The organism is Streptomyces sp. NPDC031466 (genome assembly GCF_055581265.1).
The window spans coordinates 31,196-46,608 of the sequence record NZ_JBVIJT010000016.1 but is presented as its reverse complement, the minus strand read 5'-3'; the positions used below and the strand labels follow the sequence as shown (position 1 = coordinate 46,608).

Annotated in this window: 13 protein-coding genes; 8 read left to right on the top strand and 5 right to left on the bottom strand. The window is 70.3% G+C overall.

Features of this window, described 5'->3' with window-relative positions; translation table 11 throughout:
* Window positions 1-31: 31 nt before the first annotated feature.
* The 4 genes from ACZ5GP_RS32130 (at window position 32) to ACZ5GP_RS32115 (ending at window position 4,524) form a co-directional block, all read left to right on the top strand.
* Window positions 32-2,587, top strand: a complete 2,556-nt coding sequence (locus tag ACZ5GP_RS32130) for a sensor histidine kinase (RefSeq protein ID WP_468754194.1) — start codon at window positions 32-34, stop codon at window positions 2,585-2,587.
* 32 nt (window positions 2,588-2,619) lie between these two features.
* Entirely contained in the window at window positions 2,620-3,303 is a 684-nt protein-coding gene (locus tag ACZ5GP_RS32125; protein WP_358581429.1) for a response regulator, read from the top strand.
* Between the two features lie 78 nt (window positions 3,304-3,381).
* Window positions 3,382-3,780 carry an OB-fold nucleic acid binding domain-containing protein gene (locus ACZ5GP_RS32120; RefSeq protein ID WP_358581427.1) on the top strand — a complete coding sequence of 133 codons (399 nt, stop codon included), beginning with the start codon at window positions 3,382-3,384 and terminating at the stop codon, window positions 3,778-3,780.
* Between the two features lie 3 nt (window positions 3,781-3,783).
* The gene (locus tag ACZ5GP_RS32115) at window positions 3,784-4,524 is read left to right on the top strand and encodes a DUF3159 domain-containing protein (protein WP_468754193.1); all 741 of its coding nucleotides are present in this window, start codon (window positions 3,784-3,786) and stop codon (window positions 4,522-4,524) included.
* A 108-nt stretch (window positions 4,525-4,632) separates the two neighbouring features.
* Here ACZ5GP_RS32115 and ACZ5GP_RS32110 read toward each other — a convergent pair whose 3' ends face one another.
* The 4 genes from ACZ5GP_RS32110 to ACZ5GP_RS32095 form a co-directional block, all read right to left on the bottom strand.
* Window positions 4,633-5,301, bottom strand: coding sequence for a potassium channel family protein (locus ACZ5GP_RS32110; RefSeq protein WP_358583578.1), 669 nt, complete (start codon window positions 5,299-5,301; stop codon window positions 4,633-4,635).
* Window positions 5,301-5,969 (bottom strand): potassium channel family protein, encoded by a 669-nt coding sequence (locus tag ACZ5GP_RS32105; RefSeq protein WP_468754192.1) that lies wholly within the window; start codon window positions 5,967-5,969, stop codon window positions 5,301-5,303. Before ACZ5GP_RS32105 ends, ACZ5GP_RS32110 begins: the two co-directional genes overlap by 1 nt.
* Before the next feature lie 134 nt (window positions 5,970-6,103).
* On the bottom strand, window positions 6,104-6,343 hold the full coding sequence (locus tag ACZ5GP_RS32100; RefSeq protein WP_358583574.1) for a hypothetical protein: 240 nt from the start codon (window positions 6,341-6,343) through the stop codon (window positions 6,104-6,106).
* Entirely contained in the window at window positions 6,343-6,711 is a 369-nt protein-coding gene (locus ACZ5GP_RS32095; protein WP_468754191.1) for an ArsR/SmtB family transcription factor, read from the bottom strand. The genes ACZ5GP_RS32100 and ACZ5GP_RS32095 overlap by 1 nt, the downstream gene beginning before the upstream one ends.
* A gap of 183 nt (window positions 6,712-6,894) precedes the next feature.
* Here ACZ5GP_RS32095 and ACZ5GP_RS32090 point away from each other — a divergent pair, with 183 nt between their 5' ends.
* The 3 genes from ACZ5GP_RS32090 (at window position 6,895) to ACZ5GP_RS32080 (ending at window position 12,883) form a co-directional block, all read left to right on the top strand.
* Complete coding sequence (locus ACZ5GP_RS32090) at window positions 6,895-9,192, top strand: MMPL family transporter (RefSeq protein ID WP_468754190.1); 2,298 nt, start codon at window positions 6,895-6,897, stop codon at window positions 9,190-9,192.
* 60 nt (window positions 9,193-9,252) lie between these two features.
* Complete coding sequence (locus tag ACZ5GP_RS32085; RefSeq protein ID WP_468754189.1) at window positions 9,253-11,370, top strand: APC family permease; 2,118 nt, start codon at window positions 9,253-9,255, stop codon at window positions 11,368-11,370.
* 139 nt (window positions 11,371-11,509) lie between these two features.
* Window positions 11,510-12,883, top strand: a complete 1,374-nt coding sequence (locus ACZ5GP_RS32080) for a class I SAM-dependent RNA methyltransferase (protein WP_468754188.1) — start codon at window positions 11,510-11,512, stop codon at window positions 12,881-12,883.
* Between the two features lie 284 nt (window positions 12,884-13,167).
* Here ACZ5GP_RS32080 and ACZ5GP_RS32075 read toward each other — a convergent pair whose 3' ends face one another.
* Window positions 13,168-13,977, bottom strand: coding sequence for a hypothetical protein (locus tag ACZ5GP_RS32075; protein ID WP_405186857.1), 810 nt, complete (start codon window positions 13,975-13,977; stop codon window positions 13,168-13,170).
* 1,113 nt (window positions 13,978-15,090) lie between these two features.
* Between ACZ5GP_RS32075 and ACZ5GP_RS32070 the strand changes: the two genes are divergently transcribed.
* Window positions 15,091-15,369 carry a DUF2399 domain-containing protein gene (locus ACZ5GP_RS32070; protein WP_468754286.1) on the top strand — a complete coding sequence of 93 codons (279 nt, stop codon included), beginning with the start codon at window positions 15,091-15,093 and terminating at the stop codon, window positions 15,367-15,369.
* Window positions 15,370-15,413: the final 44 nt, after the last annotated feature.

The following is a 15,413-nucleotide window of genomic DNA, read 5'->3' as shown; positions in this document are numbered from 1 at the left end:
TACACAGTTGTTTCGGGAAGACAATGGGGCCATGGCACGCGGCAAGCTTCGGATCTACCTGGGCGCGGCACCGGGCGTCGGCAAGACGTACGCGATGCTCTCCGAGGCCCACCGGCGCGTCGAGCGCGGCACCGACTGCGTGGTCGGCTTCGTGGAGCACCACGACCGGCCACGCACCGAGGTGATGCTGCACGGCCTCGAACAGGTGCCCCGCAACAACTTGGAGTACCGCGGCACGGCCTTCACCGAGATGGACGTCGACGCGGTCCTGGAGCGCGCCCCCGCCGTCGCCCTGGTCGACGAACTCGCCCACACCAACGTCCCCGGCTCCCGCAACGCCAAGCGCTGGCAGGACGTCGAGGAACTCCTCGCGGCGGGCGTCGACGTCGTCTCCACGGTCAACATCCAGCACCTGGAGTCCCTCGGCGACGTCGTGGAGTCGATCACCGGCGTACGCCAGCGCGAGACCGTGCCGGACGAAGTGGTGCGCCGCGCCGACCAGATCGAGCTGGTCGACATGTCGCCCCAGGCGCTGCGCCGCCGCATGGCGCACGGCAACATCTACCAGCCCGACCGCATCGACGCCTCCCTCTCCAACTACTTCCGCCCCGGCAACCTCACCGCCCTGCGCGAACTGGCGCTCCTGTGGGTCGCCGACCGCGTCGACGAGTACCTCCAGCAGTACCGCGGCGAGCACAACATCCGCTCCACCTGGCAGGCCCGCGAGCGCATCGTCGTCGGACTCACCGGCGGCCCCGAGGGCGGCACGCTGATCCGGCGCGCCTCCCGGATGGCGGCCAAGGGCTCCGGCAGCGAGATCCTCGCCGTCTACATCGCCCGCAGCGACGGCCTCACCGCCGCCTCGCCCAAGGAGCTCGCCGTCCAGCGCACCCTGGTCGAGGACCTCGGCGGCAGCTTCCACCACGTCATCGGCGACGACATACCGGCCGCCCTGCTCGACTTCGCGCGCGGTGTCAACGCCACCCAGATCGTCCTCGGCTCCTCGCGCCGCAAGACCTGGCAGTACATCTTCGGGCCCGGCGTCGGCGCCACCGTCGCCCGCGACTCCGGGCCCGACCTGGACGTCCACATCGTCACGCACGGCGAGGTCGCCAAGGGGCGCGGCCTGCCGGTGGCCCGCGGCGCGCGCCTCGGCCGCTCCCGGATCATCTGGGGCTGGCTCGCCGGCGTCGCGGGACCCGCGCTGCTGACCCTGCTGCTCACCCACGTCGACGCCGACCTCGGGCTCGCCAACGACATGCTGCTGTTCCTGACGCTGACGGTCGCCGCCGCGCTGCTCGGCGGCCTCCTGCCGGCCCTCGCGGCCGCGGCGTTCGGATCGCTGCTGCTCAATTACTACTTCACGCCGCCGCTGCACCTGTGGACGGTCTCCGACAACAAGAACATCCTCGCGATCGTCGTCTTCGTGGGCGTCGCCGTCTCCGTGGCCTCCGTCGTGGACCTCGCCGCCCGGCGCACCCACCAGGCCGCCCGGCTGCGCGCCGAGTCGGAGATACTCTCCTTCCTCGCCGGCAGCGTGCTGCGCGGCGAGACGAGCCTGGAGGCACTCCTGGAGCGGGTCCGCGAGACGTTCGCCATGGAGAGCGTGGCGCTCCTGGAACGCGCGGGCGACACCGCTCCCTGGACCTGCGCGGGCAGCGCCGGCGACGGCCGCCCGGCGGGCCGCCCCGAGGACGCCGACGTGGACATGCCGGTCGGCGACCACATGGCCCTCGCCCTGTCCGGCCGCGTGCTCCCGGCCGCGGACCGCCGGGTCCTCGCCGCGTTCGCCGCGCAGGCCGCCGTCGTCCTGGACCGCCAGCGCCTGAAGTCCGAGGCCGACCAGGCCCGCGCCCTCGCCGAGGGCAACCGCATCCGCACCGCGCTGCTCGCCGCCGTCAGCCATGACCTGCGTACCCCGCTGGCAGGCATCAAGGCGGCCGTGACCTCGCTGCGCTCCGACGACGTCGACTGGTCCGAGGAGGACGAGGCCGAACTCCTCGCGGGCATCGAGGACGGCGCCGACCGCCTGGAACACCTCGTGGGCAACCTCCTCGACATGTCCCGCCTCCAGACCGGCACCGTCACCCCGCTGATCCGCGAGATCGACCTGGACGAGGTCGTCCCCATGGCGCTCGGCGGCGTCCCCGACGGCAGCGCCGAGCTGGACATCCCCGAGACGCTGCCGATGGTCGCCGTGGACAAGGGCCTGCTGGAGCGGGCGGTCGCGAACATCGTCGAGAACGCCGTGAAGTACGCGCCCGAGGGCGAGCCCGTCAAGGTCTCCGCCAGCGCCCTCGGCGAGCGCGTCGAGGTCCGCGTCGTGGACCGGGGCCGCGGCGTCCCCGATGCCGCCAAGGACCGCATCTTCGAGCCCTTCCAGCGTTACGGTGACGCTCCGCGCGGCGCGGGCGTGGGCCTCGGCCTCGCCGTCGCCCGCGGCTTCGCCGAGGCCATGGGCGGCACCCTCGCCGCGGAGGACACCCCCGGGGGCGGCCTCACCATGGTCCTCACCCTGCGGGCGGTGGCCGGGCGCCCGCCGGAGCAGCCCGCCCTCCCCGAGCTTCCCGCCCAGGTCACCCGGTGACCCCGAACCAGAAGTCAGAAAGGCAGGCCGGCATGACCAGGGTGCTGGTGGTCGACGACGAGCCGCAGATCGTGCGCGCCCTCGTGATCAACCTCAAGGCGCGCAAGTACGAGGTGGACGCGGCCCCCGACGGCGCCACGGCGCTGCAACTGGCCGCCGCCCGCCACCCCGACGTGATCGTGCTCGACCTCGGACTGCCCGACATGGACGGCGTGGAGGTCATCCGCGGCCTGCGCGGCTGGACGCGCGTGCCGATCCTCGTGCTGTCCGCCCGGCACAGTTCGGACGAGAAGGTCGAGGCCCTGGATGCGGGCGCCGACGACTACGTCACCAAGCCCTTCGGCATGGACGAGCTGCTGGCCCGCCTGCGCGCCGCCGTCCGCAGGGCCGAGCCCGTCGGCGCCGGCGAGGGCGACGTCATGGTCGACACCGAGGACTTCTCCGTCGACCTCGCCGCCAAGAAGGTCAACCGCGACGGGCGCGACGTACGCCTGACCCCGACCGAATGGCACCTCCTGGAGGTCCTGGTCCGCAACACCGGCCGTCTGGTCAGCCAGAAGCAGCTGCTGCAAGAGGTGTGGGGGCCCTCCTACGGCACCGAGACCAATTACCTGCGCGTCTACATGGCGCAGCTGCGCCGCAAGCTGGAGGCGGACCCGGCACATCCGCGGCACTTCATCACGGAGCCCGGCATGGGGTACCGCTTCGAGCGGTGAGCTGTGCCGTGAGCGGGCATGAGCGCAGGTGAGCGCACCGCTTTCCGGTGCGTCGGCGGCCCCCGGTAGGCTTTCTGTATGAGTGCTGTTCCTGGTTCCGAAAAGCCGGCGGGCCGTTTCCGGCGCATGCTCGACCGGCTGTCCTCCTCCCAGGAGGACCTGGAGTCCGAGGAGCTGCGCGAGGACGCCGACACCGCGGGCTGTGTCCGTATCGGCGACTGCCAGGACCGCCAGATAGTGACCGTTACTGGTACCTTGCGCACGGTCACCCTGCGACCACGCGCCGGGGTTCCCGCCCTGGAGGCCGAGCTGTTCGACGGCTCCGCGGCGCTGGACGTGGTGTGGCTCGGCAGGCGCTCCATCGTGGGCATCGAGCCGGGGCGCAAGCTGCTCGCGTCGGGCCGGATCTCGATGAGCCGGGGCCGCCGGGTGCTGTTCAATCCCAAATACGAACTCAGACCGCTCGGACGGGAGTAGCCGGTGACGTCCCTCGACAAGCCGACGGACCAGGGGAAGACGGATCAGGACGCCGATTCCCGGGCCGTGACCGAGGCAGCGCTCTTCGAGGCCTTCGGCGGCGTGCGGGGCATGGTGGAGACGGTCGTTCCCGGCCTGCTCTTCGTGACCATCTTCACGATCAACAAGGACCTGCACATGTCGGCCATCGCGGCCCTCGCGGTGTCCTTGGTGCTCGTGGTGGTCCGCCTGGTCAGGAAGGACACCGTCAAGCACGCCTTCAGCGGCGTCTTCGGCGTCGCCTTCGGTGTGGTCTTCGCGATGATGACCGGCAACGCCAAGGACTTCTACCTGCCGGGCATGCTCTACACCCTGGGCCTCGCCCTGGCCTACATCATCACGACCCTCGCGGGCGTCCCCCTGATCGGCCTGATCCTCGGCCCGGTCTTCAAGGAGAACCTCTCCTGGCGCACCCGCAACCCCGGCCGCAAGACGGCGTACGCCAAGGCGAGCTGGGCCTGGGGCCTGATCCTGCTCGCCAAGTGCGCGGTCCTCTTCCCGCTGTACTGGTGGGCGGACACCACGCAGTTCGGCTGGGTCCTGATCGCCCTGAAGATCCCGCCGTTCCTGCTCGCCGTCTACCTCACCTGGGTCTTCCTGGCGAAGGCCCCGCCGCCGATCGACGTCTTCGCGGAGATGGAGGCCGCCGAGAAGGCGGAGGAGGAGCGCAAGGCCGCGGCGCGGGGCCAGGAAGGCGCCCTGTAAGGGGCGCGGGGAACTGCGCGACCAGGAACGACGGACCCGCGGTGAACATACGCGGTGGGGGGCGCCCGGTGACCACCGGGCGCCCCCCACCGCGTACCGCAAGGACCGCTAGCTCTCCCGGCGCACCGACAGCAGGTCCTCCAGCTGCTCCTCCCGCGCCTGCGCGGCCACGAAGAGCAGTTCGTCGCCCGCCTCCAGGGAGTCGTCCGGGGACGGCGCGAGGACGCGCGTACCGCGGATGATCGTCACCAGCGAGGTGTCCTCGGGCCACTGCACGTCGCCGACCAGCGTGCCCGCCAGGGCGGACTCGGGCGGCAGCGTCAGCTCGACGAGGTTCGCGTCGCCGTGGCTGAAGCGCAGCAGCCGCACGAGATCGCCGACGCTCACCGCCTCCTCCACGAGCGCGGACATCAGGCGCGGCGTGGAGACCGCGACATCGACGCCCCAGGACTCGTTGAAGAGCCACTCGTTCTTGGGGTTGTTCACGCGGGCGACGACGCGCGGGACGCCGTACTCCGTCTTGGCGAGCAGCGAGACGACGAGGTTGACCTTGTCGTCGCCGGTCGCGGCGATCACGACGTTGCAGCGCTGGAGGGCGGCCTCGTCCAGGGAGGTGATCTCGCAGGCGTCGGCGAGCAGCCACTCGGCCTGCGGCACGCGCTCGACGGAGATGGCCGTCGGCGCCTTGTCGACCAGCAGGACCTCGTGGCCGTTCTCCAGCAGCTCACCGGCGATGGAGCGGCCCACGGCGCCGGCTCCGGCAATGGCGACCCTCATCAGTGACCGCCTTCCTCGGGGCCTTCGGCGAACGCCGCCTCGACCTTGTCGACCTGATCGGTGCGCATCATCACGTGCACCAGGTCGCCCTCCTGCAGGACCGTCTGCGAGGTGGGCAGGACCGCCTCGCCCAGCCGGGTGAGGAAGGCGACGCGGACGCCGGTCTCCTCCTGGAGCTGGCTGATCTTGTGCCCGATCCAGGCCTGGGACGCGTGCACCTCGGCGAGCTGCACGCCCCCGGTGGGGTCGCGCCACAGCGGCTCGGCGCCGGAGGGGAGCAGGCGGCGCAGCATCTGGTCGGCGGTCCAGCGGACCGTGGCGACCGTGGGGATGCCGAGGCGCTGGTAGACCTCGGCGCGGCGCGGGTCGTAGATGCGGGCCGCGACGTTCTCGATGCCGAACATCTCGCGGGCGACGCGCGCGGCGATGATGTTCGAGTTGTCGCCGCTGCTGACGGCGGCGAAGGCGCCCGCCTCCTCGATGCCGGCCTCGCGCAGGGTGTCCTGGTCGAAGCCGACGCCGGTGACGCGGCGGCCGCCGAACCCGGAGCCCAGGCGGCGGAAGGCCGTGGGGTCCTGGTCGACCACGGCGACCGTGTGCCCCTGTTGTTCCAGGGTCTGCGCGAGAGCGGAACCGACTCTCCCGCAGCCCATGATGACGATGTGCACGACCGTCCTTCCGGCTGTGTCAATACTCTGTGCTCAGGCTGAACGGTAAAAGCGTCTCAGACCGGAGCCCAAGCTACACACGCGCGGTCGGCCCGGGGCACCCCCGTGCACCTGTCGGACGGGTCGGCCGCGGCTCAGTCCACGCTGCGCAGCAGACCCTCCACGGTCTGCAGCCGGTGGCCCAGCTCGACCAGCTGCAGGCGGGTCGCCTCCTGCTCCGACCTGGCGCGTTCGGCCACCTCGCGGTACTGCTGCATGGCCTCGGCGTACTGCCGGTCGCGCTCGCGGTTGCGCTGCGACTGGAAGTAGGCGACGGCGACGATCGCGCCGGCGAGTATCAGGAAAAATGCGATCGGGATGATCACGTCTTCCACTAGGGCGTCCCCTTTGCTGAGTGCTGTTCGTCCTCGCCCGTCCGGTCCGACGGATCCGCGGGGCTCGCTTGGTCCGCCGCACCCTGCCGGGCGGCCGCGGTGATCGTATCCACGTTCAACCGCACGTCGAAGGGCGCCAGTTCGAAGTACTTGAGTGCCTTGCCGTCGTCGGAGAGCTCCAGGCGGCCGACGACGAGGCCGGCCTTCTCCATGCGTTCGAGGTGCATGTAGAGCAAGGGGCGTGACACGCCGAGCCGTCGGGCCAGCTCGCTGACGTAGAGCTGGCCGGACGCGAGCTCGCTGATGATCCGGATGCGCTGGGCGTGGCCGACGGCCGCGAGAAAGGCCAGGAGCTCCTCGCTGTCCATGGTCCGCCCTCGCGTTGGTCACCACACCTGTCCCTACCTGTCAGTCAAGGCTTACGTATGGCGGGTTCCGCTGTCAATCCACGTCCCGACGCCTCGGCATGACAGTTGACGGTTCATTCCTTCACCTGTCAGTCTCCACTTACACATGACAGGCAAGGTCGAATTGGTGGGGGCGGGACGGACATGAGAAAGCGATCGGCCACGGTGCGCGTGGCCCGGTGGAGCGCGCTGCACCCATGGCGGGCGATCATCGGATGGCTCGTCTTCGTGGTGCTGTGCCTGGGCGGCGGGATCGCCGCCGGCATGAACAGCGCGACGTCGCAGGACTTCCGCGTCGGCGAGGCGGGGCGGGCCGAGGCCCTGGCCGTCGAGGGCGGCGTCCAGCTCAGGCCCACGGAACAGATACTCATCCGGGCCGTGTCGGGCCCGCTGGACGAGGCGGCCGCCGACGCCGCCGTCAAGGACGTCACCGCTCGGATGAAGGCCTTGCCGGAGGTCGCCTCGGTGGCGGAGCCGGTGCGCTCGGCGGACGGGCGCGTCCTGCGGGTCCAGGTGGAACTCAACGGCTCCGAACAGGAGGACCAGGAGAACGTCCCACCGCTGCGGGCCCAGACCGAGGAGGCCGCGAAGGCCCATCCGGACCTGGTCATCGAGGAGACCGGCGACGCCTCCGTGAGCGCGGGCGTGGACGGCCAGCGCAACGACGACCTCAAATTCTCCGAGGCGATCACGCTGCCCATCACCCTGATCACGCTGGCGGTGGTCTTCGGCTCGGTCGTCATGGTGGGCGTACCGCTGCTGCTCGCCGTCACCTCGATCATGGCGACCATGGGCCTGGCGATGGTGGCCTCGCACCTGCTGCCCGACACCGGCGTCGGGATGAGCATGATCCTGCTCATCGGCATGGCCGTCGGCGTCGACTACACGCTCTTCTACCTCAAGCGGGAACGCGAGGAACGGGCGCGGGCGGGCGGCCGCCTCACCTCCGAGGCGCTCGTCGAGGCCGCCGCCGCGACGGCGGGCCGCGCGATCGTCGTCTCCGGGCTCGCCGTGATCGTCTCCACGACCGCGCTCTACCTCGCCGGTGACGTCATCTTCGACTCGCTCGCCACCGGCACGATCCTGGTCGTCGCCGTCGCCGTGCTCAGTTCGGTGACGGTCCTTCCCGCGCTGCTGGTCAAGCTGGGACGCCGCACCGAGCGCCGTGCGGAGCGTCGCGCCGCCAAGCGCCGCGACCAGGGCAAGCCCGTACGGATGTACGAGGAGAAGAAGCCCGGCAAGGTCTGGCACGCCCTGCTCACACCTGCCCGCAAGCACCCCGCGCTCACCCTGGGCCTGTCGGTCCTCGTGATGCTGGGGCTCGCGCTGCCCGCGCTGAACATGCACCTCAAGAACCCGGCGCGCGACAGCTTCTCGCGCGAGATACCGGCGATGAAGGAGTACGACCGGCTGCTCGACGCCTTCCCGGAGCAGCGCGTCCGCCACCTCGTCGTGGTGCGCGCCGACGCCTCGCGGGCCGGCGAGGTGACGGCGGCGCTGCGCGAGCTGGCCCGCGAGACACAGGCGGACCCGCTCTTCTCGAAGCGCTCCGGTGCCCCGCTCATCCGCTCCTCCGACGACCGCAGGACCACGACCCTGGAGCTCAACACCCCGCATCCGACGTACTCCGAGGAGTCCGAGGGCTCGCTCGAACACCTGCGCGCCGACTACCTGCCGGCGACCGTCGGCACACTGCCCGGCGTCGAGACGGCCGTCACCGGTGAGGTGGCGCGCGGCGTCGACTACGTGGCGCACCAGAACGACAAGCTGCCGCTCGTCCTCGGCTTCCTGCTCCTGATGACCTTCCTCATGACGCTCTACGCGTTCCGCTCGGCCGTCCTCGCACTGCTCGGCGTCGGGCTCAACCTGCTCTCCGCGGCCTCCGCGCTCGGACTGCTCGTCCTGGTCTTCCAGGGCCGGTGGGCCGAGGACCTGCTGTCCTTCGTCTCACTCGGCGGGATCTCCTCGCGCGTACCGCTCTTCCTCTTCGTGATCCTCTTCGGGCTCTCCACGGACTACCAGGTCTTCGTGGTCAGCCGGATCCGCGAGGCCGCCCTGAACGGCGTGCCCACCCGGCAGGCGGTCCTCGACGGCATCGCCTCCTCCGCCAAGATCGTCACCAGCGCGGCGATCGTCATGGTCACCGTCTTCGCGAGCTTCGTGATGCTGCACATCCTGGAGATGAAGCAGATGGGCTTCGTCCTCGCGGCGGCCGTCCTGCTCGACGCGTTCGTGATCCGCGTCATGATCCTGCCCGCCGCGCTGCTGCTCCTCGGCCGCCTGACCTGGTGGCCGTCCGGTGCGGTCCGCCGAGCGCAGGAGCGGTCGGCCGGCCGCTTCGGGGGGCCGGGCGGGGGCTTTGCCGCCGAAGGCGCCGGGGAGGGCCCCGACGGCTGGTTTGAGCAGCGCTCTAAAGAAGGCAGCCTCCCACACGGCGGTTAACCGGGGCAGATGGGGGTGGTGGGTGGGCGGGTGTCCTTGCGAACGCTTACGATCCTCTGCGTGTCCAAACTGACCGACGTGCCCAAACGGATCCTCATCGGGCGCGCACTGCGCAGTGACCGGCTCGGAGAAACGCTCCTGCCGAAGCGCATCGCACTCCCCGTCTTCGCGTCCGACCCGCTCTCCTCCGTGGCCTACGCGCCTGGGGAGGTCCTCCTGGTCCTCTCCATCGCGGGGGTGTCGGCGTACCACTTCAGCCCGTGGATCGCCGTCGCGGTCGTGGTGCTGATGTTCACCGTCGTCGCGTCGTACAGACAGAACGTGCACGCCTACCCGAGCGGTGGCGGCGACTACGAGGTCGCCACCACCAACCTCGGCCCCAAGGCGGGGCTCACCGTCGCGAGCGCCCTGCTCGTCGACTACGTCCTGACCGTGGCCGTGTCGATCTCCTCGGGCATCGAGAACCTCGGCTCCGCGGTCCCCTTCGTGGTCGAGCACAAGGTCCTGTGCGCGGTCGCCGTGATCATCCTCCTCACGCTGATGAACCTGCGCGGCGTGAAGGAGTCCGGGAAGCTCTTCGCCATCCCGACGTACGTCTTCGTGGCCGGCGTCTTCATCATGGTCGCCTGGGGGGCCTTCCGCGGGATCGTCCTGGGCGACAGCATGCGGGCGCCCACCGCCGACTACGAGATCAAGCCCGAGCACCAGGGCCTCGCCGGCTTCGCGCTGGTCTTCCTGCTCCTGCGGGCCTTCTCCTCCGGCTGTGCCGCGCTCACCGGCGTCGAGGCGATCAGCAACGGCGTCCCGGCGTTCCGCAAGCCGAAGTCCAAGAACGCCGCGACGACCCTCGCCCTGATGGGCGCCCTGGCCGTCACCATGTTCTGCGGCATCATCGCGCTCGCCATGGTCACCAAGGTCCGCATGGCGGAGACCCCGGCGAAGGACCTCTTCCACAACGGCGTCCCGGCCGGCGCGGACTACGTCCAGAACCCGGTCATCTCCCAGGTCGCCGAGGCCGTCTTCGGCCACGGCAGCCTCCTGTTCATGATCCTGGCCGCGGCCACCGCGCTCGTGCTGTTCCTCGCCGCCAACACCGCGTACAACGGCTTCCCGCTGCTCGGCTCGATCCTCGCCCAGGACCGCTACCTGCCGCGCCAGCTGCACACCCGCGGCGACCGCCTCGCGTTCTCCAACGGCATCGTGCTCCTCGCGGGCGCGGCGGCCCTGCTGGTCGTCATCTACGGCGCCGACTCCACCCGCCTGATCCAGCTCTACATCGTCGGCGTCTTCGTCTCCTTCACGCTCAGCCAGATCGGCATGGTCCGGCACTGGAACCGTCACCTGGCTGCCGAGAAGGACCCGAACAAGCGCCGGCACATGATCCGCTCCCGCGCGATCAACACCTTCGGCGCCTTCTTCACCGGCCTCGTACTGGTCGTCGTGCTCATCACCAAGTTCACGCACGGTGCCTGGGTCGCGCTGCTCGGCATGTGCATCTTCTACGTGACGATGACGGCGATCCGCCGCCACTACGACCGCGTGGCCGAGGAGATCGCCGCCCCGGAGACCCCCTCCGACGACAACATGCGCCCCTCCCGGGTCCACTCGATCGTCCTGGTCTCCAAGATCCACCGCCCGACGCTGCGCGCCCTGTCGTACGCGAAGCTGATGCGCTCGCACACCCTCGAGGCGCTCAGCGTCAACGTCGACCCGGCCGAGACCAAGGCGCTCAAGGGCGAGTGGGAGCGGCGCGGCATCACCGTGCCGCTGAAGGTCCTCGACTCGCCCTACCGCGAGATCACCCGGCCGATCATCGAGTACGTGAAGAGCCTGCGCCGGGAGAGCCCCCGGGACGTGGTCAGCGTGATCATCCCCGAGTACGTGGTCGGCCACTGGTACGAGCACCTGCTGCACAACCAGAGCGCCCTGCGCCTGAAGGGCCGCCTGCTCTTCACCCCCGGCGTGATGGTGACCTCCGTCCCCTACCAGCTGGACTCCTCCGAGGTCGCGAAGAAGCGGGCCCGCAGGCGCCAGGAGTGGAACGCGCCGGGCGCGGTGCGACGGGGGCCGGTGGAGAAGCCGAGGCGCGCCAAGGACAAGGACAGGGCCAAGGACAGCGGCGACAAGGACAAGGGTGGGGACCGGGGCGGGGACAGGGAGCCGAGCAAGAAGGCCTGAGCCCTCGGCCCCCTCGCCGTGGTGAGCGGTCGGCGCCGTGGTGGGCGTCGGCGCAGTGGTGAGCGGCCGGGCGACACCCACGTAGACTGGTGGGCTGTTGTCCGGCTGTTCCCCTTTTACGTTGTGGAGTCACCCCGCCATGCAGGCAGAACCGAAGAATTCGCAGGCGGGGGACGCGTCGGCCGAGTCCGCCGGCGAGGCCGTGTCCCTGGTCGGCCAGGAGCACGAGGTCGAGGTCGGCCCCGTCGCGCACGGCGGCCACTGCGTCGCCCGCACCGCCGAGGGCCAGGTGCTCTTCGTGCGGCACGCGCTGCCCGGCGAGAAGGTCCTCGCCCGGGTGACCGAGGGCGAGGAGGGCGCGCGCTTCCTGCGGGCGGACGCGGTTCAGGTGCTTGAAGCCTCCAAGGACCGCGTCGAGGCGCCCTGCCCCTACGCCGGCCCCGGCCGCTGCGGAGGCTGCGACTGGCAGCACGCGAAGCCGGGCGCGCAGCGCCGCCTCAAGGGCGAGGTCATCACCGAACAGCTCAAGCGCCTGGCCGGGCTCACCCCCGAGGAGGCGGGCTGGGACGGCACGGTCATGCCGGCCGAGGGCGACAAGCTGCCGCCGGGCGAGGTCCCGGCATGGCGTACGCGCGTGCAGTACGCGGTCGACGCGGACGGCAACGCGGGCCTGCGCCGCCACCGCTCCCACGAGGTCGAGCCGATCGACCACTGCATGATCGCGGCCACCGGGGTCTCCGAACTCGGCATCGAGAGCCGCGACTGGTCCGGGATGGCCTCCATCGAGGCGATCGCGGCGACCGGCTCCCAGGACCGCCAGGTGATCCTCGCCCCGAAGCCGGGCGCGCGCCTGCCGATCGTGGAGCTGGACAAGCCGGTCTCGGTGATGCGGGTGGGGGAGAAGGACGGGGGCGTCCACCGCGTCCACGGCCGCGCCTTCGTCCGCGAGCGGGCCGACGGCCGCACGTACCGCGTCGGCAGCGGCGGCTTCTGGCAGGTCCACCCGAAGGCGGCGGAGACGCTGATGCTGGCGGTCATGCAGGGCCTGCTGCCCCGCAAGGGCGACACGGCCCTCGACCTGTACTGCGGCGTCGGCCTCTTCGCGGGCGCGCTCGCGGACCGGGTCGGCGAGCAGGGCGCGGTCCTCGGCATCGAGTCCGGCAAGCGCGCGGTGGAGGACGCCCGCCACAACCTCGCGGGCTTCGACCGCGTCCGCATCGAACAGGGCAAGGTCGAATCGGTCCTCCCGCGCACGGGCATCACCGAGGCGGACCTGATCGTCCTGGACCCCCCGCGCGCGGGCGCGGGCAAGCAGACGGTACGCCACCTGACGGGCCTGGGCGCCCGCCGCATCGCCTACGTGGCCTGCGACCCGGCGGCGCTGGCCCGTGACCTCGGCTACTTCCGCGAGGGCGGCTACAGGGTGCGGTCGCTGCGGGCGTTCGATCTGTTTCCGATGACGCACCACGTGGAGTGTGTGGCGATCCTGGAGCCGGTGAAGAAGGACGCCTGACCTGCGGTTTCTCCAAGTGTGCGTTATGGGAGTTACGTGCGTTAGGTGCGATATCTTGACGCAAATCTGACGCACGTGACGCACGTTTGACGCACGGACGGCACGGTTTCTGATGGCTCGTCATGCGTATTTGTCAACCGCTGGCTGGAGCCCTCGGGGGCGTGGTCGTAGGAGCCTTGAGGTGGCTGAGGCGCTGGCTGCCGAGCTGTTGGCTGCCACTGTCTCATCCGCTTCTCGGTAGTGACGTTCCGTGACGCTCGGTGGGGTGTCCGGTGCGTGCTGTGTCAGGGGCCGTAGGGACTCCAGTGCCCGAGAAAGGGCCTGAGATCGTCGGCTCGTGGTTCGGGGATGTCGGGCAGTCGCGGCGGTGTGTTCAGAGGGTCGAGGCGCTCCACGCGGGCTGCTGCCCAGTCGATCCACGCTTCGGCTTCGCTCCTGTCCTGGCCTGGGGGCATGGCCTCGACCCGAGTGCGTACGGCGCTCACGTACTCCGTCAGTCGGATGGCGTGGCGCCATGCGGCTTCCTGCGCCTCGAAGTGCCTGACGCGGTACGCCTCGGCGTACTGGACGCGCGCTTCTTCCATGGCGGCTTCCCAGCGGACGCGTTTCTGACGCGCTGCTTCGATCTCGTCGAGACGTCTGCGTTCGGCGGCTTCGCCGCGAAGGGTGACCTCCTGCGCGATCTCGGCGAGCTGGTCTTCGAGGGAGCGGCCGGGGGTGTCGGCCCATTCGCTCGCCCGGTGCGGCTGGCCGCCGCTGAGGACGAAGCGGAGGCGTTCGGACGGGGTGTAGTCGAAGCGGGGGATCCTGATCCAGGAGTTCTTCTTGGCCTCGGCGAGTTCCTTCTCGGTAGCGACGTGCTCCGTCCGGTCCTGCTCCTGGAGGACAAGGAACCCCACTGCCTGGCCCTGTGCCGTGATGGTGAAGTGGGGATCTGCCCTGCGGCGGCGATGGGACGGGGGCGCGGAGCCAGTCTGTCCTGCCGAACTGGAATGTCCTTCGTTCTCGGCAGTGATGATCAGCGCCTGGATAAGCCTGAGGGCGCGTCCTTGGACGGACTTGGTGAGGCCCAGCGGCTGGGGTTCGTTCTGCATGGCCCGGAACCACGGTGTGCGGCCGCGCGAGCCGGGAGGGCACGCGGACGGGTTCGAGGACGGCGAGGCGCCAGGCGGGGATGTCGACGAGTTGGATCTCGTACCCGCCACGGCACCAGCCCCCGTCTAGCTCTTTCGCCTCCGGGACCCTTCCGGACCTGCGTGCCGCGGCGACGCGGGACGGCCACTTCTCCAAGCCGGGACCGCTGCCGCTCTTGACGATCTTGCCGCCGGCCTCCGCGAGCTCTTGCAGCAACTGCTCCGTGAACGTCACGCGAGGCTGTGGGGGAGGGCTTGGCTTTCGCTCGGCTGCCGGAGTCTCCAGGGCTCGGGTGGGCGGCGGTTGCGGAGTGGCGACCTGGGTCTTCCGCGGGCGGGACCCGCGTGGAGGGTAGGTGCCGTGTGCCAGGTAATGCTGGCCAGCAGCCGTCAGGACGACGCTCCACTGCCCACCCTTTCGGGAGACCGTGGCCAAGCCCCGGCTCTGCAGTGCCTGGCACGTGGTCTTGTAGGAGCTGGTCTCCCAAACACCGGCAGGGGACCCGGTTCCCACCCACTCCAGTACCGCAAGCTGACGCTCATTGACCTGCCGCTCCAAATGGCCCGCCTCCAACTCACCTTGGACGTTCGGCGCCTAGATGCTGTCAGCTTCGGCCGTCGATGGCGGGCACTTCCACATGTATTTGCTCGAACGAGACGGCTGGCATGCCGGAGACCGCACCTAATGAGGCCTCGGCCCGCGATCATGCGTGTAGAAGGCGCTTGGTGGGTGGGTGAGGGGGGCTTTGACCTGCGTGGACGAGCGTTCACTTGCTGGCCGCTTCTGAGACTTCCGGTCGTTTGCTGACGACTCGGGTGTCAGTGGCTCCAGAACGTGCGGCACAGGGAGTGAAGACGGCGTTACTGGCGTACGCGGACGGAGATGTAGCCTCGGTGCTGAGGGCGGCCGTCCTGCTTCGTGGCGGCGACCTGGTACGTCGCACGCCGACACACCTGCCACAGCTCAAGACCTCCTCGGCCAAGTCGCCACTGACCTGAGCGCCTCTCCGCAGACCCGCTCGTCTCGCTTCCCGCCTTCGCGGCCCGGCTGGTCGGCGTTGCCGCCTACGCCACCTGCACGAGCGTGGGGGAGCACTGATCTACCACGGAGACTTTGACTGGGGCGGGCTCCGCATCGCAATTGCACTGCTGCGTCGCGTCCCCTGGCGGCCCTGGCGCTACACGGCAGCCGACTACCGCGCCGCGGTGCTCGCAAGGCCTGACGGCCTGCCACTCACAGGGCAGCCGGCCGAGGCTCTCTGGGACCCGGATCTACAGCAGGCTCTCTTGGAACTCGCTGTCCGTGTCGAGGAAGAGACGGTCCTCGACGTACTGCTGTCCGACCTTGTGTGACGACGGTACCGACCTGGCCACGACCGATCCCTGCTCGGTTGTCA

Bases quoted from the DNA above. Each gene is read 5' to 3' on its own strand.
- ACZ5GP_RS32110 (WP_358583578.1), bottom strand. From the start codon at position 5,301: ATGAGGGTCGCCATTGCCGGAGCCGGCGCCGTGGGCCGCTCCATCGCC.
- ACZ5GP_RS32095 (WP_468754191.1), bottom strand. From the start codon at position 6,711: ATGGACAGCGAGGAGCTCCTGGCCTTTCTCGCGGCCGTCGGCCACGCC.
- ACZ5GP_RS32080 (WP_468754188.1), top strand. From the start codon at position 11,510: ATGCAGGCAGAACCGAAGAATTCGCAGGCGGGGGACGCGTCGGCCGAG.
- ACZ5GP_RS32125 (WP_358581429.1), top strand. From the start codon at position 2,620: ATGACCAGGGTGCTGGTGGTCGACGACGAGCCGCAGATCGTGCGCGCC.
- ACZ5GP_RS32130 (WP_468754194.1), top strand. From the start codon at position 32: ATGGCACGCGGCAAGCTTCGGATCTACCTGGGCGCGGCACCGGGCGTC.
- ACZ5GP_RS32090 (WP_468754190.1), top strand. From the start codon at position 6,895: ATGAGAAAGCGATCGGCCACGGTGCGCGTGGCCCGGTGGAGCGCGCTG.
- ACZ5GP_RS32075 (WP_405186857.1), bottom strand. From the start codon at position 13,977: ATGCAGAACGAACCCCAGCCGCTGGGCCTCACCAAGTCCGTCCAAGGA.
- ACZ5GP_RS32120 (WP_358581427.1), top strand. From the start codon at position 3,382: ATGAGTGCTGTTCCTGGTTCCGAAAAGCCGGCGGGCCGTTTCCGGCGC.